Genomic DNA, 25,382 nt, shown 5'->3' with positions numbered 1-25,382 from the left:
GATGACAGCTCTGAATACCGCCTTACTTGCGCTTGATGAGCTGACCGTTCAGCGCGGCGAAACCCCTCTATGTGAAGGGGTAGTACTCAATCTGGCAGCTGGTAGCATTTGCCATTTAATTGGTGCCAATGGTACTGGTAAGACCACTTTACTGATGCAGCTGGCTGGGTTATTGCCAGTGTTAAGCGGTGAGGTTTATTATCAAGGAGCAGCGAATTTACCTATTCAGCCTTTGTACGTGTCGCACCAGTTGGGTATACATCCAAATCTAACGGTCGCGCAAAACCTGACCTTTCTGCTAAATTTATATGGGATTAGCCCAAGCGTTACTGATATTGATGATGCCCTCACTTGGGTAGGATTACAAGGCTTTGAGACGATTAGCTCAAGCCATTTATCTGCTGGGCAAACCCGCCGCATTACCCTTGCAAGGTTATATTTATTGACCCCTGAGGTAACACCATTATGGCTACTTGATGAGCCTTTTACTGCCCTTGATGTCGATATGGTAGCGCGAATGGAAGACAGATTGCGCGATTTTGCCCATGAAGGCGGCGCTATATTAATGACCAGTCATCAGGCCGTTGGTGTTGCCAATCAAGTGCTCGATTTGTCCGATTATATGGTTTGAATACTAGTTTGCATACTCTCAGTATAAGTGTTCCAAGCATCCGTAGAAGAGCAAATAAATGATAGAAATAGACGGTTCAGTACAAACAGTGAATAAAAGCTCAAATACTGACTTAGCTGCGGTGCGCGGTATCAGCTTTATGCAGTTATGGCGGCGCGAGTGGCAAGTCAAACAGCAAGGCGCCGTGCAGTGGCTTTATCCGCTAGTGCTGTTTTTGGTCATTATCACCTTATTTCCGCTAGCAGTGGGTAGCGAGCCTGCGCTATTGCAACGCCTTGGCGTGTCGGCGGTGTGGATTGCCGCTCTGTTGTCACTGGTCATGGGTGTCGATGGTTTGTTTAAGCCTGCCCTTGATAATGGCACGCTGGCGCAATTGGTCGTTGCCAAAGCGTCATTGCCCTTATGGGTGTTGATCCGTTTGGTTATCCATTGGATTTTTAGTAGTGGTATTGTGGCAGCGCTTAGTTTACTTGCCGTGCCATTGTTTCAGCTTAGTTGGTTTGAGGCGTGGATATTGATGGCTTCTATTGTGATGGGCAGTCCGATGTTGTTGATGCTGTCAGCGGTCGCGAGTAGTTTGACGCTGTCATTAAAGAATGGTGCGGTGCTAGTGCCTTTGATTGCTTTGCCGATGCAGTTACCAGTGTTGATTTTTGCCACAGGAGCGGTTGATTTATTTGCCACTGGTCTCAATGGCTTACCGATACTGGCTTTATTATTAGCAGGTAGTATTATCTCGGTTTTGGTGATGCCATGGGTGATTGCCATGACGTTAAAAATGGCGTGGCTGAATTAGAAACGACATAATTTATGTACAACTCTCTGTATTGAGAGTTTGTAATAGAAAAGGCTATAAAAAACCTTTGTATTAACAGCATGTTGAAAACTGGCAATTTTGCTATAATAGTCAGTTAACTAAGCAAACAATCACTTGTAGATTCTATCCAGTGTTTAACGCCGGCAGGTTAACAGGTAGTCGCGCCCATGATGCGCTATATCGGTTACAACCAATACGCTGTGCCAATAGGTTTATTCCCATGCCCAACTTGAATAACGTCTCATCTCCTAGCTTGTGGCAGCGCATCTGGCAAGGCTTTTTGACCACTGTGGGTACCAAGCAGTTTTTTCGCATTTTTTCGCCTTGGGTCAAGTGGTTAGCCATATTAGCCAGTATTTGCCTGTTGATCGGTAGTATCTGGGGTCTCGCTTTTGCGCCGCCTGATTATCTGCAGGGCAATAGCTACCGCATTATCTTTATTCACGTACCCGCTGCCAGTATCGCTATTTCCATCTATTTTGCCTTAGCAGTGCTCGGAGTCATTTTTTTAGTTTGGAAAATAAAAACGGCTAGCTTAGTGGCACAAGCGCTTGCTCCGCTAGGATTCTTGCTCTGTGTGATTAGCTTAATCACGGGCTCTATTTGGGCGAAACCCACTTGGGGTACTTACTGGGTTTGGGATGCACGTTTGACCTCTATGCTCATCTTGGCGTTTCTGTATGCGGGCGTGATGGCGTTATTTGCCGCGTTTGAGCATACTGCCAATCGTGGTAAAGCCGCCGCCATTTTGTCTATTGTTGGCGCAGTAAATCTGCCCATTATCAAGTATTCGGTACAGTGGTGGAACACCTTGCATCAAGGCTCGACCTTTACTTTGACCGCCGCACCTAAAATGTCTGCAGATATGTGGATGCCGTTACTACTAATGATTATCGGTAGTTACTTATTAGTGGCAACATTAGCGATTTATCGTACCAATACCCTTATCTTGTATCGTGATCAAGGCAAAGCGTGGGTCAAAGAATATATTCGCGGGCAAGCTAAATGATGGTCATGACTGTCGCCAAAAGAAATCACGGCTAGGAAAATATTATGCAGCCTTACTTTTATAGCGTATCTGAATTTCTTGCCATGGGTAAGCATGGCGTGTTCGTTTGGTCATGCTGGGCAATTACCGTTGGCATGATGCTGGCTTTTGTTATTTATAGTCGTAGACAACGACAGGCTTTAATCAAGCAGTTGACCATTCAGCAAGCGCGGCAAGCACAGCGTACTGCTAAAACAACCATGCCTGTCACCAAGCAGCCTAATTAGCTAGTAGGTTCGTCCTATCTAGCGTTAGCCGTTAATTTTTAGCCACTCAATCTGCAACTTAGCACCTGATAAAGAGGTGACTGCCACAGAGGTTATAGGGCTTATTGATTTGTCCGAAAAATGCTACCATATAGCCATTAGAAGAGTACGATTAGAAAGACATTTTTAGAACGTTTTTCTAATGGTAGTTTCTTCAAATTTTTCTGTTTTATATATTTGTATGGCATTGACTATAGTTTATAAAACAGTGACTCATTAATGAGGTAGTGGTATGAACGCAGTTCGTCGCAAAAAACTGATGTGGGTTATGTTTACGCTTGCAGGAGCGGCGATAGCCGTGGTATTGGTTCTTTATGCCATTGGGCAACAGACCGATTACTACTTTGATGCTACCGCGATTGCACAAGGTGAAGCACCACAAGATAAGCGTATTCGAGCAGGCGGTATGGTCGTTGCGGGTAGTGTCCAGCGCGCAGAAGACAATCCACTAAACGTTGAGTTTGCCATTACTGACTTTCAATCGACCGTACCTGTGACTTATCAAGGTATTTTGCCAGATTTATTTGCTGAAAACTCAGGTGTCGTCGCGACAGGTAAGATGCAGGGTGATACTTTTGTCGCTGGAGAAGTCTTGGCGAAACATGATGAAAATTACATGCCGCCAGAAGTGGCCAAATCGATGAAAGAAAACAACCGTAGCGGTGTAGTGCCTCCTTCTGAGCAATATAATCCTGCTGAAAAGGTACATGAGACGGATACTCTACAGCAGTAATTATATAGTCCATACCATAGTAAAAGAGCCGCTAATAATATATTAGCGGCTCTTTTTTTACACGAATTTTGGTACTAGTAAGTTTTGGTAGTTATTTCCAAGCATTTAGTCGTCCCATTCAGGAGAGTAATCTGGATGCTTAATTTTGCGCCCATCAGCACGTGCTAAGCTGCTGATTTTCTCAATATCATCCGCACTTAATTGTACTTTTATAGCGTCTAAGTTGCCTTGCAAATGATCAGGGTTAGACGTTTTCGGAATAGCGATACGATGCTTGTCTGCCAGAATCCAAGCCAATGATATCTGTGCTGGCGTGACATTATGTTTGTCAGCGATTTCTTTAATAATCTCATTATCGAATACATCCCCGCGTGCAAGTGGTGAATAAGCTTCGAGTAGAATGTGGTGATTGTTCAAAAAAGTCTGCAAGGTTTTTTGCTTGATGAAAGGATGAAACTCAACCTGATTGACCACAATCGGTACATCAGCATATTTCTCAGCTTCAATGATATTGGCAATATTAAAGTTAGATACACCGATATGGCGCGTCAAACCTTGTTTTTGTAGTTCGCACAAGGCAGGAATGGTTTCAGATAAAGGAACACGGTCATCAGGCCAGTGCAATAGTAGCAAATCAATATAATCAGTATCTAAGTCTGCTAAAGAGCGTTTGGCGGCGGCAATCAATTCCTCAGGCTCAAACTTCATGTCATCAGGAAAAATCTTTGTGGTCAAAAAGAACTTATCACGAGATACCCCTGATTGTTTGATACCTTGACCCACTTCTTTTTCATTACCATAAGCTTGAGCGGTATCGATATGCTCGTAACCCATTTTCAACGCTTGACTGACGACATCAACACAATCTTGACCGGTCGATTGCCATGTACCAAGCCCTAGTACAGGAATATTTGCTTGTCCAGCGGTACGAATATTATAAGTTTTAGCACGCATCTTATTATCCTTGTTATTTATGTATTTATTGATAGAGCATCGAATCATCAATATTCTGATCACCCTCTCTATTTGACCTACCCACTATAGAAAAAATTGGCAGCAAGTAAAAGGGCACGTGACGCTTTCCTACAAAGGACAAACAGGCTGTAACGTCATTTTTAGTAACTGATAGACAGCAGCGCGCGGTTAAAAAATAAAAATCGTAAAATCGAGCCCATAAAAAACGCCCATCACTATCTAGCAATGGGCGTTTACAAGCGGGACGAAGACGATATTTAAGTGTTTTTGGCTTAAGAGCTTATTGAGCAGCCGCTTCTACAGGTGCAGGTTTTGTTGCGGTATCCGTGTGCGCACTGTGATCAGAGCCCCAGATTTTTGGGTACTTATAACCAGGGAAAGTTTCATGAGCATACTTTTTAAAGGCTTCTGAATTATATGCATTGGTCACATCTTCGACCCATTTTTTGCCAGCATCTGCTGATTTGATGGCTGACCAGTTGACATAAGCAAAGCTAGGCTCTTGAAATAGTGCTTCAGTCAGCTTGATACCAGCATCCGTGGCATAGTTGCCATTGATGACGGCAAAGTCGACTTCATCACGAGCACGTGGCAATTGAGCGGCTTCTAACTCAATGATTTCAATGTCGTATTTGCTGTTATCAGCGATGTCAGTTTTTGATGCCGTTAGTGGGTCAATATTGTCTTTTAGCTTGATCCAGCCAAGATCATCCATCATCACCAGCGCACGAGCAAAGTTACTTGGATCATTTGGTGCAGAGACTCTCATGCCTTTATAGACATCATCAAGCGTGGTCTTTTTACCTGAGTAAATGCCAAGTGGGGCAGTAGGTACTTGGAAAACTTCTACTAGATCAAGATTGTTTTCTTTTTTGAAGGTATCAAGATAAGGCTTATGCTGGAAGATGTTGATGTCCAAATCACCTTCAGCCAAGGCAAGGTTTGGGCGTACATAGTCAGTAAAAGCAATCAGCTCAACTTCGTAACCTTGCGCTTCCAGTGAGCTTTTCACTTGGTTGCGCACCATATCGGCGAAGTCACCTTCGGTGGTACCGATGACGATTTTGGTATGCTCAGGATCGATATCGCTAGCGGCAGTTTCTGCTGTTGAGCCTTCAGTAACAGGCTCTTTAGTCGCTTCTGGTGCTGATGAGTTGTTGCAACCAACCAAGACTAGGCTTGATACGCCAACGGCCGCAAATGCAGTCGCTAACTGACGGCTGATATCTGTTAATTTCATGGAACTTCCTTAATAAGAGGGATGGGATGGAGGGCAAACGCTGGCCATTAAAAAAGCAACATTAGGGATAGTAATGCTGCTAAGTTAACGACTGTTAAGTTAGTATCAAAATTAAAGGGTCTCAGTAACAAAGTCAAGCATTTTGCTTAGGATGAATCGGCATTAAACCTTGAGTATTATTCATATTAGCGTTGACTGGCTTTGTCTAAGTCTTTTTTTCTATCGTTTATCCAAACGGTTAGCCAACCAATTACCTGATGCTTGAATGGAGACAACCATGACTGATAGGACAATAACGATAAAAATCATCACCTCCGTTTGATAGCGATAGTAGCCATAACGAATGGCCAAATCCCCCAGACCACCGCCGCCAATCATGCCCGCCGCTGCTGAATAAGAGAGCAGGCTGATACAGAGAATCGTCACGGACAATACCAGTCCTGAGCGTGCTTCATTGAGTAAGACTGTAATAATGGTCAAGGGACGTGCGCCCATAGACTCGGTCGCCTCAATGATACCGCGTGGCACTTCACGTAAGTTTTGCTCGACCAAACGGGCAAAATAAAACGAACCTGCAATGGCGAGTACCAATGAGGCCGCAATCGGTCCAATACCCGTGCCAACGATAGCCTTCGTAAATGGGCTCATGGCAATCATCAAAATGACAAATGGGAAAGCGCGCATAAAGTTGGTGATACCACCAAGCAGACCATACAATGTTTTGTTTTGCAAAAACTGTCGATCACTGGATAAAAACAAAAATACGCCAAACAACCCACCGATGACAATCGCCACCGTCGTTGAGATGCCAAGCATAATAAATGTATCAATAAACGCGTTTACAATCTCTTTGCGCAGGGCAAACAGCTTGTCTATCGAGGCGGATAATTCACTACCAGTTAACATATTTATTTCTCCTGCCTCATTAGTCTTCGTGCACTAAGCCTTTGCCAATCGGGGTGGTCGCTTGAATCAGACCGTCTCTCACATCTGCAACTTCCAAGAGTTGACCTTGATGCAGTAATGCGGCGCGATCACATAGCCTACGGATGACACTCATCTCATGAGTCACAATCACAATGGTGACGCCAAGTTGTTCGTTGATATCGCGTAGACAAGTCAACAAGCTGCGGGTCGTCGCAGGATCAAGCGCACTGGTTGGCTCATCAGCCAATAATACTTTAGGACTGGGGGCAATCGCTCGGGCAATACCGACACGCTGTTTTTGTCCGCCTGACAGCTGCGCAGGGTAGTGACCAGCGCGGTCTGTTAGATCAACAATCTCTAGGCAATCCATGACTCGTTTATGAATGTCGCGGCTCGGATATCCTGAAACAGTTAAATTAAAGGCCACGTTGTCAAAAACAGTACGATTGGACATCAGATTAAACTGCTGAAAAATCATACCAATATTATGCCGAGCGATACGCAATTCACTGGCAGACAAAGTGGTCAAGTCAGTGCCATCAACGATGACTTGACCAGCATCTGGACGCTCAAGCATATTGATTAGGCGTAGCAAAGTAGACTTACCGGCACCCGAGTATCCCATTAGGCCGAAGATTTCGCCTTGCTGGACAGATAACGAGGTCGGTTCAACGGCAGTAAACCAATGTGGTTTGCCATCTTTGTCTTTGATTGATCGGTCGCTTAAAAAACTCTTGGTCACATTGTTTAAGACAATCATGTCATTCATGGAGGGCTCAAAATTCAATAATTTTTTTAATAGTCACAAACGCGCTGTCGGGCCTCTTTAACAATGTAAGAAGCCAATTAAGAAACAACCGTTAATAACCCTATAATAAGGGGCGCTAATATAGCATATTATCGAGCACTTTGGATATGAACATCCGTGACAGGCTTATGATTAATAGCTATTAGTAAGAGGGGTTTTGTAGAATGTGAGTCGAGACGATCCAGTAGAATGAAGTGTCTGTTCATAGCACCTTATATAGTCATTCCACTATAAAAGTATTACGGCGTTAACCTCGCTTGAAGTATTAAATATACATCTATACTCGGTTGCCTTGTACTACTTTTAAATTGAATCGACTATAGCATCGCTGACTAGGTCGTGTCCTCATTTTAAAAATAGTGATAAAAATGAGATAAATTGCCGTCGAATAAGGAAAATAGCGCAAATAATATCGAGACATTGATACGCTATTTGACGATGTTTGGCAAAATTTAGCCATTTTTAGCCCATTCTAGTCATGCTGGTGATAATGTGGGTCGTGCTTGACTGGTATAACAACTAAAAACCTAGTATGTCCATTCAACGTATCAGTAATAATGCGCCCCTGATGGGCGGTAACGATTTGTGATACTAGCGATAAGCCTAGTCCAGAGCCTTTATTTTTTTGTTGCAATCGCACAAATGGGCTAAATACTTCTTCACGTTTGTCTTCTGGAATACCCGTGCCTTCATCAATCACTGCCAATACTGCATATTTCGGTAATGGGCGTACAGGATCGGTCTTGGCTTTTTTTAGATGCTTGGCAAACAAGCCTTCTTTGCGCGGTGTACTGAGTACTTCCGTAGGATTTTGAGTGTTATTTTGAGCATCACCCTTGTCGCGTGTATTGCCACCTTTATTTATTATGGCACCTTTGGATTTAGGAATTGCATCATTCAAGGCAGTACTCTTAGCGTCATTGATAACTGCAGACGGCTCTTCAGTGTCAGGAACTGCTTTCCAAACCATCTTTTTAATTTTGTCAGTCAAATCATTGGTAAAGTTATGATAATTAGCAATCAATGAGGATGCGCTGGTGCTTCCAACGGTATCGTTACTGTTGACTAAGTTTGTCGAAGTGCTTGAGTCCGTTTGAACACTATCCACATCAGTAGATTCTGTTAAGGTTGCACAGGTCTCAATAGAGTCAATGTCGCTGTTGGTATTAATATCAGCCTTATCGATTTTAGTCTCTATATTTACATTGGTATCGGTATCGGTATCAGTATCAGAATTGAGATCATGCTCAACCGCAATATTTTCTCCGTTTCTATATATCGGTGGGGCTGGCAACACGATAATGGCATCCGTTGCTTCAGATTTAACTTTACCAGTACTATGAGAAGAATCGTTTGAGTGTGTATGACTATGCGCAATATGATTGTGCGTATTGTCTTCATTAACCTCGATTGGTTCGTGATAGGAGTCAAAATCAGAGCTATTATAATCGGCAAAGCTACTGCAGAGTATCGTTTGTAGCAGGTAATCAGGTATGGTATCTGCTTCATCAATAGTTTGCACGCCATACAATAGTACCGTCACGGGTGGCTTGCCGTGTAGCATGGCATTGGTTAACAAGTTGCGAATCAAATGGGTCAACATCGATGATTGACCATCGATCACAATATGTTCACCAATGAGCGTCGCTTCAGGATAATGTTGCCGCTCTTGATTCACCAGATCATATAAGTCTAAGCTTTCAACTTGCTGCAAGGCATGACCGGCGTCTAAACGACTCACCAATAAGATACTCTCTACCAAATCATTGAGCCCCGACAAATCGCGGTTAATCGCTTGCGCACGTTTATCAAACTTTGCTTTGGTATCAGCTGGTAGCGCCCCTGCGAGCATATCCATCATCTCAATCTGTAAGCGAATACGAGTAATGGGGGTACGTAGCTCATGAGAAGCATGTGCTAAGAGCAGGTTATTGGCATCGATAAGGTGTTCGATTTTTTGTGCTGCTTGATTAAATCCACGCGCTAGTGAGGCGATCTCATCGTTACCACGAGCATTCACCCGTACGGTAAAATCACCATCACCCAGTTGCGCCATCTGCTGGCTCATCTGATTGATGCGCCAAGTGATGGTACGAGCAATCCACCATAGGACACCTGCCATAATAAGTAACAATAGTAGTGTGCCAGTAAATAAATTCAGCGCAGAGGAGAGTACTGGTTTTTTAGGCGGTAAGCGTGATTCATACAAAAGCGTATAGCCGGTGCTGCTATAAACCTGAGCTTGCTTGGTAGGGGAGGTGTCTGCTAGAGAGGGAAAAACGCGTGAAAATAAAGAGGGCGGTGCGGGCAACTCCAACGGCAAATCGCTGTTATCCGTTTGCATTAGCAATCGACCTTCGCTGTCATACAAGCCCATCTTTGCCTGTAACGACTCATCAAAGATATCAAAGCTCTTTTTGACCACTGCTAGCATAAAGCGCGCTTGCAAGCGATTGTCCTCGCTAACAGAGATATTCAGCTCATGCAAGAAAGGGTCTATTTGTCCTAAAATCTGAGTGGCCAATACTTCTGATCGAATACTTGCATCTTTATCGTGCACAAGTTGCGTCAACAGCACCATCGCCACTGCAAATAAAATAAGTGCCAGCATGACACTGGCAAATAACTTGGCAAATACCGAACGAAATCCCAACTGCTGCATTAAACCATCTCTACTATCAGCCGTTTATATCGACTCATGCTTCTAATTTGCATAAACAAATCAAAAGTATGGTTTTTATCGATTAATTTGCCGCTTTTGTGATCAAACCTGATCAGTGGCAAATTGATAACCAACACCGCGTACCGTAATAATACGTTTTGGCTGGCGTGGGTTGTCTTCAATTAAAGCACGCAGACGCGAGATGTGAACATCAATGGCGCGATCGATATTATCTGAGCTGTCATCATTGGGCATGGCTTGCCACAGTTGCTCGCGATTCAATACTTTACCAGAATGGGTGGCAAAGTAATGCAATAATTGAAACTGATGCGTCGTTAAACGAACAGGCTCATCGTCGATGGTCACTTCATGGCTGTCAGGGAACACGCTCAAACGACCAAAGGTCAAGCTGTCAGACTGGCTATCTGCTTGATTGGGCTGCTCATGACGGCGAATAACAGCACGGATTCGAGCGAGAAGCTCACGTGGCTCAAAAGGCTTAGATATATAATCGTCAGCACCCATCTCAAGACCTAGCACGCGATCGGTGGTATCACCTTTCGCGGTCAACATGATAATTGGCACTTTATTGGTCATGTTGTTTTTATTGCCGCGAATTTTTTGACAAACTTGCATACCATCCATGTCAGGCAGCATTAAGTCAAGTACGACCAAATCAATGTCACGCTCTTTGGCATCCAATAAATCAAGCCCTTCTTGACCAAGCCCTGCATGATGGACGTCATAATAATTCATGGTCAGGTAATCGCTGATTAACTCAGCTAGATCAGGATCATCTTCGATTAATAAAATCTGCTTGCTCATGGGTTATCCTCTAGTTGTTGTTATGGTTGGCCAAACGTTTCATCTGTTTTGATATTTTATATCACGATAAATACATCGCTGATTTTAGGATCTTAAACAGTTAAACGATTAAGCCTCTAGGTTCTCAAACTTTCTAAGATTTCTCAAACTTTCAAGATATCGAGTCATTTAATACCAATGATTCAGAATACTCGGTTAATGCTATATATCATACGGCCATATTGCCTAATTACGCAGTTACAAAACAAGAGAGGCTTTGTTAATGTTTCTACACAATGTAACTGTCGGCATGCATAGCTATGAGACATTGACTTTTTTACCTTTAGCATCAGCCGGTAAATCAGCCAAACAAATCAAACTGTCGTTGCTAATACCTGCAATTAAATACTGCTTTGTGATAGGGTCATATTCGACTACTTCAATAGGCTGGCGTGTCAGGCGCTGATCCTGTCCAATAATCCACACGTTAGCAGTCAACGGTGACAGAGGCTTATATGGTGACGTTTGTAATTCTGTCAAGTCAACATCGTGCAACGCGCGCTTAGGTACGATAGTGCCCACATCTATTTGACCATAATTAACCCGCCCCGTGACTTTCATATCTGGCAATAACTTGTCTCGACTTGCTTCATTGTCAATGACGTTAACATAGACCAACAGCTTTTTCGGCTGGCTGGTCGCTGTCAGTTTACTGACTTGTCCTGTGAACTGTTCCGACATACCTTCAGCTGTGAAATTGACAGTCTGACCAACCGAAAGTTGCGGTTCTGCTTGAATAGGTAGGGTCGCGATAAAGTGTAATTTAGTTTCATCGCTAATCTGTAATAAAGGCGTGCGCGCCTCTAGTCTTTGACCTGCTTTGATATATAAGTTTTTTACACGGCCAGAAAAACTGGCACGCACAGTGATCAAATTATACTGATTCTGCTGCGGTTTTGAGCTCGCCGTGCTATTAGCGCTGGTTTGGTCATTGTTTTTAGGATTGCCGACTGCGTTTTTAGGAGCGCCCACTGTGGCTTTTGCTGCTGCCTCTTCTTTGTTAGCAATTGGATCGTTTTTAGTGGTTGTTGCACCATTTTCTGCTGTAGGTTGATTGGGTTTTGAGCTAGCGTCCGTTTTTTGTGAGTGTGTTTGTTTTACATCAACCGCATCGTTCGTCATCTCAGAATCTGGGGCAACGCTGTTCGATGCCGAAGATTGCTCCTTGGCTGGGTTGGATGTATCTGCTGTTTTGCTTTCTGATTGCACGCGTCGAACAATAAGCAGCGGCATATCTTTTTCTACCCATTGACCCTCAGTAACCAGTATTTCTTCGACGTTAATGGGGTATGCAGCGATAAGCTTAGTCTGTTTGATAGGTTCGATCTTACCTTGTAAACCAAGACTGGGCTGATAACGTGAAGGTTTTATGCTTAATATATGATCTGGCGTCATGGTCACACTATCGTCGGTAATGACAATAGGGGTATCTACAGTCTCACTGTTTTCTGCAGTCACAGGCTCATTGGTAGGCGGTGATGGCTGACAGGCAGCAAGAAGAAAAGCACTCAGTAGATAGGTGCTATTTTTTAAAAATTTAGAAGCCGTCATAGCAGTCACCATAGTAGTCATCGTTTTATTATATAGTGAATTGCAACTGGGTGAAATAAGTGCAGAAAACTTAATAAACCGCTGACATTAAGGCTGATAAATCCAGTCATTAGCTAAGCTAGGAGTGATAGCAAGTCTGAACAAATTTTTATATTACTGACCAGTTCGAATATTGGCTCACTCATAACTGGAAATTAGTCGATAACTGTGCTAAAACAAACATAACAAAATACAATGATACATTTTTATTACAAAATAAAATTATTCAGCAATGTGCCAAGCGTTTCTATATAATGCAGAAATATCATAAGGTTGATGGTTCTTCTACTTCGGGCTTACCTCTTTTATCGTCAAGGTCATCAGTAATAAAAGGTACTTTACCTTGTTTTAGACCAAATACGGTTGCAGTGGACGATAATAAAAGCAAAATAAGTCGTCTAAAAAGCCATAGATTTGGCGCAATTTAGTAAGCTTATTAATTAGAAAGTGCGTATAGTAGCCCATGTTGACGCTCTGTTTGACAGGCAGATACTGGCAGATGATATGTTGACTGTCATAACATATGGTAATGCAAATTTAGCGTCTCATATCAGTCCAACAATGAATGATATGACAAGTTGAAATAACCGTTAAATTTTTGCATTGATGGATAGTATTAAGAATAAATAGTCGTTTATAGGACACTGATAATGGAAAATAATTTTGATGGTTTAAAAGTAATGGTGATTGATGATTCAAAAACCATTCGCCGTACCGCAGAGACTTTATTACAAAAAGCGGGTTGCGAAGTTGTGACCGCCATTGATGGTTTTGATGCTTTAGCAAAAATTGTCGATAACAATCCAGATATTATTTTTGTCGACATCATGATGCCGCGTTTGGATGGCTATCAGACTTGTGCGCTAATAAAAAACAACCCTGATTATGCCAGCAAACCTGTGATTATGTTGTCGTCTAAAGATGGCTTATTTGATAAAGCGCGTGGTCGTATCGTGGGTTCAGATGAGTATCTGACCAAGCCATTTAGTAAAGATGAGCTGTTCGAGGCAATTAATCAGTACCGCTAATATAAATAAGTCCACTTGTAGACATATCATTAAATATTGTCTTACAAGTTGGTATGATTTATGCATTGCTATGCTTTATATAGAATCAGATAAATTAGGCTAGGCATTACGGTTAAGAGATTTAGTATTGATAAAATATTACTAATAACTGCTCAATATTTAATCGAAACTGTTAAGAGAATTGCCCTGCCATTCATGGTTGGCGTGCTACTTTCAGTCGGATTGTCTCAATAATATAACAACATATCCTTATGGATACTTTCGAAAATAAAGGAAATTCCTATGACTACAGTTTTAGTCATTGACGACTCACCATCTGAGATGGCGAAATTTCGCGACATGCTTGCCAGACATAATTTTAAAGTATTAGAGGCGATAAATGGTGAGCAAGGTTGCCAGATGGCCATTGATCACTTACCAGATGTCATTTTAATGGACGTGGTTATGCCTGAGATGAACGGTTTTCAGGCCACTCGCAAAATTACTCGAGGTAAGACCACCGCGCATATTCCAGTGATTATGATCAGTACCAAAAATCAGGAAACCGATCGAGTTTGGGGAAAACGCCAAGGCGCTAAAGAGTATATGGCAAAGCCCGTTGACGAAAATGGATTGGTTAATATCATTCGTAAAGTAATGGAGTAGATTGTGGCTTCCAGAGGGTTTATTGAGCTTCTGCGTTTAGCAGACTTGGCACGCGCGCGCAAAAGTGGTCGCCGCGGTGGACAAGAGTATGACTGGCAAGGTGTGGTATTCGAGATTGGCGGACAGCGGTTAGTTTCACCGATGGGTCAAGTATCAGAAGTATTGGCCATGCCAGAGTATACCAGCTTGCCTCTAGTGAAGCCTTGGATGCTAGGCATCGCCAATATTCGCGGACGCCTATTGCCAATCACCGATTTGTCTCAGTTTCTACAGGTTCCTAGTCGTTTAACGCAAATGAGCCAACGAAAAGTCATTGTCATTGAACATGACAATCTCTTTTCAGGACTGTTAGTGGATCAAGTTATTGGGATTGAACAATTTACGCATGATCAATACCGTGCAGAAGCTATAGAGCCTAATTCGCCCTTTGCTCCTTATAATCACGGTAAGTTCTTTAAAAATGAGCAAGATTGGTATGTTTTTATGCCAAGCCTGCTCGCACAAGACCTGCAGTATACCGATGCTGCAATATAGCAGTCGATAACAGCTATCTGGCTGCTATAACGATGACGAAATAATAGCGAATGACATGATACGGTTGGGTGTCAGTATTCATACAGGCTTTGCTAATCACTGTTGTTTTTATAACAATAAGATTGTCAAAGTCAGTCACGATGAGACTTTGATGATTGTTTGAAAGGAATACGTACGATGAGTGATGTTATAAAGAAACCTGTAGCTGGTACGACCAATACAACAGATGGCAAGGACGCTAATAGCAAGTGGAAGTTATTGTTAGGGTTTTTTGTGCTAATAAGTGTGGCCTGCCTGATTTGGCTGGTCAATTCGTTATCGTCAGTAAGTCAGTACTTGGCTGATTTTAATCAATCCGTTACTTTACCAGCGATTATATTTGTCGTAGGGGTATTAGGCATCCTCTTTGCTCTGTATCAGTTACTGAAGCAGCGTGGGGGATCAGAGCGTCTACTCATTGAAAAAGAAACCTTGCGTCGTCGTCAGGAAGCAGAAGCGGAATCTGAGCGAGCGCGTCAAATTCAAGAAGAAAACGAACGTAACCAGATTGCTATTCTACGTCTACTTGATGAATTGGGTGATTTAGCAGAAGGTGATTTGACGGTTAATGCCACCGTATCAGAAGATTTTACTGGGGCAATTGCTGACTCAGTGAACTTTGCGATTGACCAATTACGTCAATTGGTTTTGGTTATTAACAACACGGCTGACCGCGTTTCGCAGTCTTCAGACCAAACACAGATGAATGCAGTCGAACTTGCTGAAGCATCTGAGCACCAAGCACAAGAAATTGCTGGTGTATCAGCGGCTATTAATGAGATGACAGTATCGATTGACCAAGTTTCGAACAACGCTTCAGAATCGGCGACTGTTGCTCAGCGCTCAGTAGCCATCTCTCATAATGGAGCGGAAGTTGTACAGCGCTCTATTGAAGGTATGAACGTGATTCGTGATCAGATTCAAGAGACCTCAAAACGTATTAAGCGTCTGGGTGAGTCTTCGCAAGAAATTGGTGATATCGTTGGTTTAATTAATGATATTGCTGACCAGACCAACGTTTTGGCATTGAATGCTGCTATTCAGGCATCGATGGCAGGTGAGGCCGGTCGAGGCTTTGCGGTCGTTGCTGATGAAGTCCAACGTCTTGCTGAGCGTTCAGCTAACGCTACCAAACAGATTGAAACCTTGGTGAAAACCATTCAGGCAGATACCAACGAAGCAGTTATGTCAATGGAATCGACGACCTCTGAAGTTGTGCGCGGTGCACGCTTGGCAAAAGATGCTGGTGAAGCCCTAGAAGAAGTGCAGAGCGTTTCTAATACCTTGGCTGACTTGATTCAAAACATCTCAAACGCCGCTTTGCAGCAGGCCGAGTCAGCTGGCCACATCTCTCATACGATGAATATTATTCAAGATATTACCTCACAGACCTCTTCTGGCACAATGGCAACCGCGCGCTCTATTGGTGAGCTGAGCGAAATGGCTGCAGCATTGCAAGAGTCAGTCACTGGTTTTAAAGTATCGAACGATGATGAGCTACTAGAAAACGAGATGTTGGATAGCGAAGAAGCGTTATCAGCAAGTGTGTAATGACAAGTGTTAACGTCAAGTAGGTGTGAGACCACTGACCGTTTTTAAATTAATGTGTTAATAATATACTGTGCAGATACGATGATTTGCAGCAGTGACTATAGCAGGTGACGTGAATAATTTTACTCAACCAGACAGCAATTCTATCAAAGCAATCAAGCCCTCGTTGATTAAAGGTTTGCTGCAGGCAGACAGTTTTGATGTGCAGCAGTGGCAGCGATATATAGAACAAGAGATTGGTTTCGTTCTACCCAATGTCCAGCTGCAATGGTTGATAAATGCGATTGAACACACGGCATTATCACATGGATTGACAGTTGAAAAGCTGTGGTGTCAACTACCAAAAAACGATGAAGTACGCCAGCAGTTATTGGATAAAGTACTGATTCACGAAAGTCGTTTTTTTCGTCATATGCCTTCTATCGATTTTGTCACAAAGTGTGCATTACAGCATCAGCGCCAGCAGCTTACTGCCACTAGTACTGATCGTGGTCACGACAATGATGCTAATGATTTATTTCGCATTTGGAGTGTTGGTTGTGCCAGTGGACAAGAAACATGGTCATTGGCGATGAGCTTGGCTTCTGAACAATTGATTAATTATACGATATTGGGTACAGATGTCAGCCAACAAGCCATTACAAAAGCACGACTAGGGCAGTATGATAAGCGGCAGCAGTCGTTAATTCCAGACCTGTGCCAGCAGTTCGTTCAGCCATGGCGAGCTAAGTGTGATATCAGTCAATCGCATTTTTATAAGGTGTCTACCGCAAAAAAGGCGATGACTGGCACTCAGACCGACTGGCAGATTGCGCCAACGTTACGACGCTATGTTAGCTTCGCTTTACACAATATTATTGAGCAAAAACCACCCACTTCGCACCTTCAGCATGTCATTATCTGTCAAAATATGCTGCTATATTTTCGCAAGTTTGATCAGCGTGATATTTTGGCAAGGCTATCAGAGCAGTGTGCGTTAGGTGGATATATTATATTGGCTCCAGGTGAGGCGTTGTTTTGGCGTCCTTCAAATATGCGCCGTATTGCGCACCCACAGGTTAATGTGTGGCAAAAAATTAATGTCTAGATTAGTGCCTAGACAAGTTAGGATAACCCTATGAAAAACCAGCCCAATGACATAGTGACGCTTGAGTGGTTATTACCACTGTTTAATCAGCAATTATCACAGATATCTGATGGCTGGCAGTTAGACGCTGATAGCACTGATTACGAGCAGATGGTGCAACATTATCATCAGGTTGGCGGCGCGCTAACGATGATTCGCCTTAATTTATTAGCAGATCTTGCCAATAAACTGAGCTTGCTGGCAGACGTTAGCAGTCGCGATCGTATTTCTGCTAACGACCGCCGCATTGGTCAGTTTTCTCATCGCTTGCTACAGCGTGAGTTGAATCAATACGCAGGTATGGGTAATCACAACACCGTTTTAATTGATAATGCTGCTGACGAGCTTACTCAAGCACTATCGAAACTGGGGGTAGCGCCAGATATCTCGGTCAGCTTGGCGAATACTCAGCATAAGAATCTAAATAATCATGCTATCGATGATCATATTATCGATGGTATCAATAGCATCGAAGTGATGATGCCGGCGAATAGAACGGCGACTCATTTAGCTGATTATCACTATCAACAATTATTACTGGTTTGGCGACAGCAAGTACAAGCGTTATTGAGTGCCAATACCAATCAACCGTCCTTATTGACTACACTAGAAAGAGTCAGCCAATACTTATGGCAGACCACTCAACATGATGACTTACAACGCCTTTGGTACTTAACGGAACTGTGGCTAAATGACCTTGCTCATAATGACACCCCATTACCTGAGCATTATGCGTCATTGCTAAGTCAGCTGGATCAAGTAATAGAGTCTCGCACTCAGCAAGCTGAGTTGTCATCAAGCGTTATTCGAAGCTTAATCATAAGGGTGTATATCGAACTAAATAGCCTTGCTCAAAGTAGCAAGCGCACTCTGTCACTTCTAAATAATTTGTCGCAAACGTCGTCAACGGGATCACGCTTTTTACCACGTATACTCAGTGAGCTTGAGACACTTATCTTTACTTTGGATAAGCCAGACACGCTTCTTGTTCCTTTACAGAAAATACAAAGTCAACTCGAAGGTCGAGGTTGGACTTATTACGTGTCGCAAATACATGAAATTGTTACAGACATAGAGCAGGCTCTATCATCAGAAACAGGATTTGCACAAGAACAATGGCAGATTGAGCGCCAGCTTCAAGAGCTATATAACGCTATCTATCATACTGAACAGACGATATCTCTCAAGATAGGGGATGCCGCTTCTTTTACGACATTGTCTGCAACGTTTGAAGATATTGACACGCAGTCGGAAGAAAGTCCTGCGACGGCTTCTGTTGGTGGAAGTTTACGTGAGCTGCGCATCGCGGTAGAAGATGTCAAACAAAGCTTCCATGAATATGTACAGCGTCAAGACACTGACTTACTGCCCATTGCTGCTGATTTTACCGATATTGGCGATGCTTTTGCCGACATGGGATTGCCATCAATTCGTCAAACCATGAATGATATGGCAAGTATATTTACACAATTGACCATTCATGAGATTGACGTACTCAGTTGGGATGTGACTCAGGCATTGGCTGAAGGACTAACGTCTATTGAATTGTTGCTTGACTACCTTGCGCAGCAGGTTTTTGACCCGCAGCTATTAATGCGGGCAAATGAGTATACTGCGACTGCCGCCCAACTTCTGACTCATTATATTGCATCGCCAGAGACCATTAAAGACACTTTCCTTACCCAAAAATCCGTAGCGACCAACGTATTGCGTTACGATGATAGTGGCGAGATTACTCCTGCTAATAGTCAAAATGATGTTGCTAACCAAGCTTTGACTGATGTAGATAATGAGCGTGTGGTAGGGCAAGATACGGCTGATGATGATAGTACCGAGAGTGAACCATTAACGCTTGCTCGTGAGCAAGTTAAGCCTGATAATTTTGAGATGGACGCAGAGATTCGTGACATCTTTATCGAAGAGGTGACGGAAGTCATTGCTGATTTAGAAGACTTTCTACATATCTGGCAGCAAGACTCAAAGGATTTAACCCCACTCACTGAAGTGCGTAGAGGGTTCCATACTTTAAAAGGCTCAGGACGTATGGTTGGGGCTTTTAGCATCAGCGAGATGGCATGGTCGATCGAAAATCTGCTCAATCGCCTGTTAGATAAAACGCTGCCTGTCACAGATGAAGTTGTAAGTCTGGTGATGAATACGGCAAAACGTCTACCAGCATTAGTGGTAGATTTTGAAGCACAACAATCTCCAAGCTTTGATCCTGCTGTCACTATTCTACAAAGCCATAACCTCATGACACAGCAACCTATCAATGCTGGGCTGACCATATTAGATGCTGTCACTGCTGATTCAGACTCAGCATTAGAACTATCGCCTCCATTTGATGATGATGCTGAATTGCTAAGTGCTCTCGACATGAGCAATGAGTCAAACGAGACAACTGCTGATAGTACAAAGAGCACTGCTGTTGCTTCCTTATCTGCTATTGATATTCCAGCGATACTCAAACCCTTTATGCAAGAAACTGAGCAGCTAGCGGCAGATGCTCATGATGCCGATCCTGATATTAAAGAGATATTTTTAGAAGAAGCTGATGAAGTATTGGCTGAGATTGTACCTTTATATGAAGATTGGCGATTATTGCCAGCTGACTTAAGCGGATTGGTGGATATTCGTCGAGGGTTCCATACCTTAAAAGGTTCCGGTCGTATGGTCGGTGCAAATTATACGGCTGAGCTGGCTTGGGCTATAGAAAATATGCTTAATCGCATTTTGGATCATAGTGTGACTGTCTCAGCAGATATGCGTCAGCTTATTGCTGATGTGCTAGCTGCCTATCCTGCGATGCTAACAGTATTTGAAAATGACAGCCAAAATTATCCAGCGATGGTGCCTTTATGGATCGCATGCGCTAATGCTTATAGCAAACAGCAAGGGGATGCATTTAGCTATTCTGCCTTGTATGAGCAAGCATCAAATAGTTCTGAGGATGAGACCATCCAAGCGTCAGTACTGTCGCCTGCTATTGATGAGCATAGCCCGACCCAAGATAATCTTAATACAGAGATAGATACCACGCTGCAGACGATTAATTCTGTCAATGAAATGATAGCAGAAGCGCCTATTTATTTAGCACCGCAAAGCGAAGAAGAAAAAATGTTTTGTGAGATTTTTATCGACGAAGCAGAAGGACTATTGCAAGATATTGACCAATTCGTTGATGAGCATCAAGATCAGTCTTATATTGAAGTGACGGATGAGATTGTACGCGCATTTCATACCTTGCGAGGGGCTTCAGGTTCTAGCGCTTTAGCAGCGATCAGCGAGGTTAGCGCAACGATAGAGCATAGCTTAGAGCTACTACAGCAGCAAGATACTGCCATGAATGCTCAACATCTAGAAGCATTGGCGAAGTCTGCTACGCTAATGGACGGTTATTTAAACAACTACAAGCAAAACGTTCAGCCGCAAAATATATCGATCGAAGACGCGCAAAGTCAGCAAGATATAGCCTCATTGCAAGCCATGCTTGGTGAGCAATACGTCATTAGCGATGATAAGGTCACGGCTGATAACAAACCAACGATAGAGCAGTTGTTAGATAATAATATTGATGAACTATTGGATGCTGAGTGGGAGTTAGATGACGCACTTAATCATTCTGAGACAGCACATGTTCAGGGCTATATATCGCAGCAAATATCGCAAATAGCTTACTTAGCCAATAAAGCAGAAGCGTTTCCAAAATTCACCTATATTCTCAATGAGTTGGGTCACGCTTATGCCTATTTGAAAGATAATATTGATACAGCAAGAAATATCGATACCCAAGCGGTTTTACACGCTGGTCATGCTCAATTGGTTGGTTTGTTCGACGCATTGGCTGGTAGCACGTCATTGAAGATTGACCAACAAGTTATTGAAGATCTACAACGTATTTACCAGGACGATGATAGCAATGGTGATGAGGGTATCTTTGTCGTGAGAGCCGTTGCAGCACCTGAGCTACAGCTTGAATCTATTGATACTGATGCTGAGCTATTAGAGATATTTTTAGAAGAAGCTCAAGAGCTCGATGCCGCGCTGGATGAGAGTTTTAATAAGTGGCGTGCTGATATCAGCAATATAAATGCACTAAAAGTTTTACAGCGCCATCTGCACACTATCAAAGGTGGTGCGCGAATGGCAGGTATTCGTAGTATTGGTGATCTGACCCATGAAGCTGAAAGTGTCTATGAAGCATTTGTAGAGAATAGAAGAATACCGACAGCACAATGGCTTGAAATAATGCAAATAGTGCAAGACACCATGTCGTTGCAAGTACTGCATATCGTAAATCATAAAAAATCATTTTTTGCCTCAGCGTTGATTGAGCAACTACAACAGTTTGTAAAAGCCCAAGCCTTGCCAGAAACGGTAGAGCTAATCATACCTATACCGAAAACCCACTTCGAACCTGAAATACAAAGTAGGGTGGCTAACAACGCTCACCTCAGCGCTGACGTATCGGATACCTTGAGCCTAGACATGATGATTAAACAGTCATGGGCGAATGGTTTGCCAGATCCTGATATATTGTCGGTGTTTTTAGAAGAAGCTGAGGAGCTCACCAATCGTAATAAGTATCTGCAACTGTTCTTAAAAGATACCAATAATACGACAGCATTACAGGCATTGCAGCGTGATTTGCATACCATCAAAGGTGGCGCACGAATGGTCACCGCAGCTGGTATCGCTGATCTGGCACATGAAATGGAATCGGTTTATACAGATTTTGTAGATAATCGTCGTCCTGCTACCAAAAAAGTATTGGAGTTGCTGGTTGCCAGTCATGACTGGCTTGCTGATGCGATCTCTATCCTTAGACAACATGTCAATCCACCGACGCCTGCGCTATTGATTGAGGCATTGCAGCAATTTAGTAAAAATCCTGACAGCCTAAAGCAAATCCCTAAAGAATCCCTACAATCGCAGCATGAAGCGCTCTTTATTGCTAGAGAACAGCAAGACTCACAGTATCTGGCAAAAGATATTAGTGAGATGCCTTCTATGCTCAGCAGTACGGGTGAGGAAGATCAGAGTGCCAATAATAACGAGATGATTCGTATCTCAGGTGGTTTGATCGAGCATATGATTAATCTGTCTGGTGAGTCAGCCATCAACCGTGCTCGTATCGATATGGGCATGAGTAGCTTGACCAATAGTATCGAAGATATGGGTATTACGGTACAGCGCTTGGCTGATCAGTTACGTCGAATGGAAATCGAGCTTGAGGCGCAGATCTTGTCGCAGATAGACGATGAGCTGATTAATCATGAAGGGTTTGACCCTCTAGAGATGGATCAATATTCTTCTTTAAATCAGTTATCCAAATCTTTGACAGAGTCAGCCTCAGATTTGATTGATATTAATCATACTCTATTAGAAAAAACACGAGACAGTGAAAGCCTTTTATTACAGCTGTCTCGTACACAGACCGAGTTACAAGATGGGCTTATGAATTCACGTATGGTGCCGTTTACGCGCTTAACGCCACGTCTTGAGCGTATCGTACGACAAACTGCCAATGAGCTGAATAAATCTGTTGAATTAACGATCATCAATGCCGATGATGAGATGGATAGAACCATTCTAGAGCGCATCACTTCACCGCTTGAACATATGCTCCGTAACGCCGTCGATCATGGTATCGAAAATACCTCAACGCGTTTAAAAGCAGGTAAAGAGCGTAGTGGTCGCATTACTCTTGAGGTAAATCGAGAAGGTAGTGAGATTGTCATTCAGTTAATAGATGACGGTCGCGGCATCGATGTAGAAGCCGTTCGTAATAAAGCCATTTCTCAAGGCTTGATTGATGCAAATGATAACAGCCTAACTGATCTTGATATCATGCAGTATATTTTCCATGCTGGATTGAGTACCAGTAAGCAAGTAACGCAGATTTCTGGACGTGGCGTGGGCATGGACGTGGTCATCAGCGAGATTCGTCAATTAGGTGGCGCTGTATCAGTTGTTTCAGAGCTGGGTAAAGGCTCACGCTTTACGATGCGTTTACCACTGACGGTTGCGGTATCTGATGCATTGGTTGTGCGTGCCGCGGATCGCTATTATGCGATACCTTTGGTACAGATTGAGCGTGTGGTACGGATTAATCCAGAGAAGCTTTATGACTATTATCAGTCAGGTGATGCAACGTTAAACTTTGAAGATGTTGATTATCGAGTGCGTTATTTAAATGAGATTTTGTCAGGCAATGAACTGAATGAACTGGTCGTTAATACCAATACCAGTTTGCCACTTATTATCATTAAGAATCGTAGCGGACAGAATATTGCATTGCAGGTTGATCAGATTGCAGGGTCACGTATTGAAGTCGTGGTCAAACCTCTAGGACAACAGTTATCGAATCTACCAGGTATTTCAGCAGCGACTATCATGGGCGATGGTTCAGTAATGCTTATCTTAGACTTGATTGCTTTGATGCGTAATGCGCAGTTGGTCAAAAATATCTCACAATCTGCTGATTCTAAACGAAGTCGTTTAGAGTTTAAGTCTACTATTTTAGTGGTTGATGACTCTGTTACCGTACGTAAAGTGACGTCACGTTTCTTAGAGCGCCAAGGGTTTACTGTGGCGGTGGCAAAAGATGGTATCGATGCAATTGAAATATTACAAGACATGATACCAGACATGATATTGCTCGACATTGAAATGCCACGCATGGATGGTTTCGAGGTGGCTACTCAAGTGAGACACAGGAAGCGCTTACAACATATCCCAATCATGATGATCACATCACGTACAGGTGAAAAGCATCGTGAGCGTGCACTAGAGATTGGTGTGAATGATTACATGGGTAAGCCATTCCAAGAACAAGAGCTACTTAATAAAATCCAGCACATACTGGGTCAAAAGGTCAGCGTAACTTATGAAGGATAATGCACGTGTCTTGGCGCTAAGAGGAAAAAACAAGGACGATATTAAGGTGATGGTAGTGGCAGAAGACCATCATCAGCGTATGGCCTTTTCAGATACTGTACGCAGTTGTGGTTTTAGCCTTGTTGGCTGTATGTCACGGGCGCAACTGCAAGAAAAACAGGGGAGCTCTGATACCTCGATTGACATCTGGCTAATAGATAGTGATTACGACGACAGTGTGGTAGCCGCGACTACGGCATCTAAACCTGCTGCGGTGTTAGTGGGTTTTAGTCAAGCACCTTATCTAAATGAAGCGCCGCAATATGCCAAATGGCAGCGCAAATTAAAGCGTAAGCTGGCACATATGTTGGCATTACCCGTTTTAATGGATGCACCCGTGCACAAACCTGATAATGCTGATGCAGACTGGCGCTACGTAGTATTTTTGGGTGCTTCTATGGGCGGGCCGAGTGCTATAAAAGAATTTTTGGATAACTTGTCGGCGACGCTACCGGTATGTATTTTACTGGCGCACCATTTTAATAAAACGATGATTGGCACACTGCCACGCATCCTGAATCGCCATAATGACTGGCATTGTCAGGTGATTACTTCTTCGCAGCGTTTAAGAGCAGGCCAGTGTCTTATAGCTCCTATTGATAAACAGATTGTTTGTGACTCTACCGGTCGAGTCATATTGCTAGAGCAAGCTTGGGAGGGTGAGTATAAGCCCGCGATTGGTCAGATTCTCAAAAACACCAGTGACGTTTATGGTAGCGAGCTTATCAATATTATATTTTCTGGTATGGGTAATGATGGCTCGCAGTATCTGGATCTCATTCAAGAAAACAACAGTCAATTGTGGGTGCAAGATCCCAGCTTAAGCGCTTGCCCAAGTCAACCTCAGGCGATTATTGATTCAGGGTATTGTGGTTTTATTGGCAGTCCAGCGGATTTAGCACAAAAACTAACAGACTATATTGATGAAAGATTAGTAGTAGCCTCTTTGCATTAACTGA

At 43.1% G+C, this 25,382-nt stretch carries 18 protein-coding genes and 1 pseudogene; 12 read left to right on the top strand and 7 right to left on the bottom strand.

Translation table 11 applies throughout. From position 1 onward, the window contains the following. The first annotated feature begins 1 nt into the window (after window position 1). From ccmA to ccmE, 5 genes are all read left to right on the top strand, one after another. A complete protein-coding gene (gene ccmA, locus ACP7AE_RS02730) occupies window positions 2-631 on the top strand; it encodes a heme ABC exporter ATP-binding protein CcmA (RefSeq protein ID WP_201560535.1) in 630 nt (209 codons plus the stop codon). A gap of 139 nt (window positions 632-770) precedes the next feature. Next, window positions 771-1,427, top strand: coding sequence for a heme exporter protein CcmB (locus tag ACP7AE_RS02725; protein WP_426241368.1), 657 nt, complete (start codon window positions 771-773; stop codon window positions 1,425-1,427). 241 nt (window positions 1,428-1,668) lie between these two features. Further along, entirely contained in the window at window positions 1,669-2,457 is a 789-nt protein-coding gene (ccmC, locus tag ACP7AE_RS02720; protein ID WP_201582032.1) for a heme ABC transporter permease CcmC, read from the top strand. Window positions 2,458-2,501: 44 nt separating this feature from the next. Continuing rightward, window positions 2,502-2,723: a heme exporter protein CcmD gene (gene ccmD / locus ACP7AE_RS02715; RefSeq protein ID WP_045444018.1), complete on the top strand. Its 222-nt coding sequence runs from the start codon at window positions 2,502-2,504 to the stop codon at window positions 2,721-2,723. A 271-nt stretch (window positions 2,724-2,994) separates the two neighbouring features. Continuing rightward, window positions 2,995-3,495: a cytochrome c maturation protein CcmE gene (gene ccmE / locus ACP7AE_RS02710; protein WP_045453493.1), complete on the top strand. Its 501-nt coding sequence runs from the start codon at window positions 2,995-2,997 to the stop codon at window positions 3,493-3,495. 105 nt (window positions 3,496-3,600) lie between these two features. On the opposite strand, the gene ACP7AE_RS02705 is transcribed toward ccmE, so the two are convergent. The 7 genes from ACP7AE_RS02705 to ACP7AE_RS02675 form a co-directional block, all read right to left on the bottom strand. Continuing rightward, window positions 3,601-4,449 (bottom strand): aldo/keto reductase, encoded by an 849-nt coding sequence (locus ACP7AE_RS02705; RefSeq protein WP_426241249.1) that lies wholly within the window; start codon window positions 4,447-4,449, stop codon window positions 3,601-3,603. A gap of 301 nt (window positions 4,450-4,750) precedes the next feature. Beyond that, window positions 4,751-5,710: a MetQ/NlpA family ABC transporter substrate-binding protein gene (locus tag ACP7AE_RS02700; protein WP_201540118.1), complete on the bottom strand. Its 960-nt coding sequence runs from the start codon at window positions 5,708-5,710 to the stop codon at window positions 4,751-4,753. A gap of 219 nt (window positions 5,711-5,929) precedes the next feature. Further along, window positions 5,930-6,616, bottom strand: a complete 687-nt coding sequence (locus ACP7AE_RS02695; RefSeq protein WP_426241248.1) for a methionine ABC transporter permease — start codon at window positions 6,614-6,616, stop codon at window positions 5,930-5,932. 19 nt (window positions 6,617-6,635) lie between these two features. Then, window positions 6,636-7,406: a methionine ABC transporter ATP-binding protein gene (locus ACP7AE_RS02690; RefSeq protein ID WP_055124775.1), complete on the bottom strand. Its 771-nt coding sequence runs from the start codon at window positions 7,404-7,406 to the stop codon at window positions 6,636-6,638. A gap of 511 nt (window positions 7,407-7,917) precedes the next feature. Further along, a complete protein-coding gene (locus tag ACP7AE_RS02685) occupies window positions 7,918-10,107 on the bottom strand; it encodes an ATP-binding protein (protein ID WP_426241247.1) in 2,190 nt (729 codons plus the stop codon). Window positions 10,108-10,209: 102 nt separating this feature from the next. After that, a complete protein-coding gene (locus ACP7AE_RS02680) occupies window positions 10,210-10,932 on the bottom strand; it encodes a response regulator transcription factor (RefSeq protein ID WP_045444030.1) in 723 nt (240 codons plus the stop codon). Window positions 10,933-11,229: 297 nt separating this feature from the next. Next, window positions 11,230-12,522, bottom strand: a complete 1,293-nt coding sequence (locus tag ACP7AE_RS02675) for an efflux RND transporter periplasmic adaptor subunit (protein WP_426241246.1) — start codon at window positions 12,520-12,522, stop codon at window positions 11,230-11,232. 689 nt (window positions 12,523-13,211) lie between these two features. Here ACP7AE_RS02675 and pilG point away from each other — a divergent pair. The 7 genes and pseudogenes from pilG to ACP7AE_RS02640 all read left to right on the top strand — a co-directional run bounded on the left by pilG (window position 13,212) and on the right by ACP7AE_RS02640 (window position 25,378). Further along, complete coding sequence (pilG, locus tag ACP7AE_RS02670) at window positions 13,212-13,589, top strand: twitching motility response regulator PilG (protein ID WP_045453505.1); 378 nt, start codon at window positions 13,212-13,214, stop codon at window positions 13,587-13,589. Between the two features lie 282 nt (window positions 13,590-13,871). Further along, window positions 13,872-14,234 carry a response regulator gene (locus ACP7AE_RS02665; protein WP_045444033.1) on the top strand — a complete coding sequence of 121 codons (363 nt, stop codon included), beginning with the start codon at window positions 13,872-13,874 and terminating at the stop codon, window positions 14,232-14,234. Between the two features lie 3 nt (window positions 14,235-14,237). Beyond that, entirely contained in the window at window positions 14,238-14,768 is a 531-nt protein-coding gene (locus ACP7AE_RS02660) for a chemotaxis protein CheW (RefSeq protein ID WP_426241245.1), read from the top strand. A gap of 516 nt (window positions 14,769-15,284) precedes the next feature. Beyond that, window positions 15,285-16,358, top strand: a pseudogene (locus tag ACP7AE_RS02655) (methyl-accepting chemotaxis protein); the annotation flags it as partial. A 145-nt stretch (window positions 16,359-16,503) separates the two neighbouring features. Further along, window positions 16,504-17,445, top strand: a complete 942-nt coding sequence (locus ACP7AE_RS02650; RefSeq protein WP_426241366.1) for a CheR family methyltransferase — start codon at window positions 16,504-16,506, stop codon at window positions 17,443-17,445. Between the two features lie 30 nt (window positions 17,446-17,475). Then, window positions 17,476-24,384, top strand: a complete 6,909-nt coding sequence (locus ACP7AE_RS02645) for an Hpt domain-containing protein (protein ID WP_426241244.1) — start codon at window positions 17,476-17,478, stop codon at window positions 24,382-24,384. Continuing rightward, window positions 24,374-25,378, top strand: a complete 1,005-nt coding sequence (locus ACP7AE_RS02640; protein WP_201540113.1) for a chemotaxis protein CheB — start codon at window positions 24,374-24,376, stop codon at window positions 25,376-25,378. The genes ACP7AE_RS02645 and ACP7AE_RS02640 overlap by 11 nt, the downstream gene beginning before the upstream one ends. Window positions 25,379-25,382 lie beyond the last annotated feature (4 nt).

The sequence above is a fragment of the Psychrobacter sp. TWP2-1-2 genome (genome assembly GCF_049896785.1).
Lineage (GTDB): Bacteria > Pseudomonadota > Gammaproteobacteria > Pseudomonadales > Moraxellaceae > Psychrobacter.
This window is presented reverse-complemented; position numbering and strand designations above follow the sequence as displayed.

What these genes read in the sequence shown, in the direction of transcription:
- ACP7AE_RS02695 (WP_426241248.1), bottom strand. Translation starts at nt 6,616, where the DNA reads ATGTTAACTGGTAGTGAATTATCCGCCTCGATAGACAAGCTGTTTGCC.
- ACP7AE_RS02640 (WP_201540113.1), top strand. Translation starts at nt 24,374, where the DNA reads ATGAAGGATAATGCACGTGTCTTGGCGCTAAGAGGAAAAAACAAGGAC.
- ACP7AE_RS02685 (WP_426241247.1), bottom strand. Translation starts at nt 10,107, where the DNA reads ATGCAGCAGTTGGGATTTCGTTCGGTATTTGCCAAGTTATTTGCCAGT.
- ACP7AE_RS02675 (WP_426241246.1), bottom strand. Translation starts at nt 12,522, where the DNA reads ATGACGGCTTCTAAATTTTTAAAAAATAGCACCTATCTACTGAGTGCT.
- ACP7AE_RS02725 (WP_426241368.1), top strand. Translation starts at nt 771, where the DNA reads ATGCAGTTATGGCGGCGCGAGTGGCAAGTCAAACAGCAAGGCGCCGTG.
- ACP7AE_RS02690 (WP_055124775.1), bottom strand. Translation starts at nt 7,406, where the DNA reads ATGAATGACATGATTGTCTTAAACAATGTGACCAAGAGTTTTTTAAGC.
- ccmC (WP_201582032.1), top strand. Translation starts at nt 1,669, where the DNA reads ATGCCCAACTTGAATAACGTCTCATCTCCTAGCTTGTGGCAGCGCATC.
- ACP7AE_RS02680 (WP_045444030.1), bottom strand. Translation starts at nt 10,932, where the DNA reads ATGAGCAAGCAGATTTTATTAATCGAAGATGATCCTGATCTAGCTGAG.
- pilG (WP_045453505.1), top strand. Translation starts at nt 13,212, where the DNA reads ATGGAAAATAATTTTGATGGTTTAAAAGTAATGGTGATTGATGATTCA.
- ccmA (WP_201560535.1), top strand. Translation starts at nt 2, where the DNA reads ATGACAGCTCTGAATACCGCCTTACTTGCGCTTGATGAGCTGACCGTT.
- ccmD (WP_045444018.1), top strand. Translation starts at nt 2,502, where the DNA reads ATGCAGCCTTACTTTTATAGCGTATCTGAATTTCTTGCCATGGGTAAG.
- ACP7AE_RS02700 (WP_201540118.1), bottom strand. Translation starts at nt 5,710, where the DNA reads ATGAAATTAACAGATATCAGCCGTCAGTTAGCGACTGCATTTGCGGCC.
- ccmE (WP_045453493.1), top strand. Translation starts at nt 2,995, where the DNA reads ATGAACGCAGTTCGTCGCAAAAAACTGATGTGGGTTATGTTTACGCTT.
- ACP7AE_RS02705 (WP_426241249.1), bottom strand. Translation starts at nt 4,449, where the DNA reads ATGCGTGCTAAAACTTATAATATTCGTACCGCTGGACAAGCAAATATT.
- ACP7AE_RS02645 (WP_426241244.1), top strand. Translation starts at nt 17,476, where the DNA reads ATGAAAAACCAGCCCAATGACATAGTGACGCTTGAGTGGTTATTACCA.
- ACP7AE_RS02665 (WP_045444033.1), top strand. Translation starts at nt 13,872, where the DNA reads ATGACTACAGTTTTAGTCATTGACGACTCACCATCTGAGATGGCGAAA.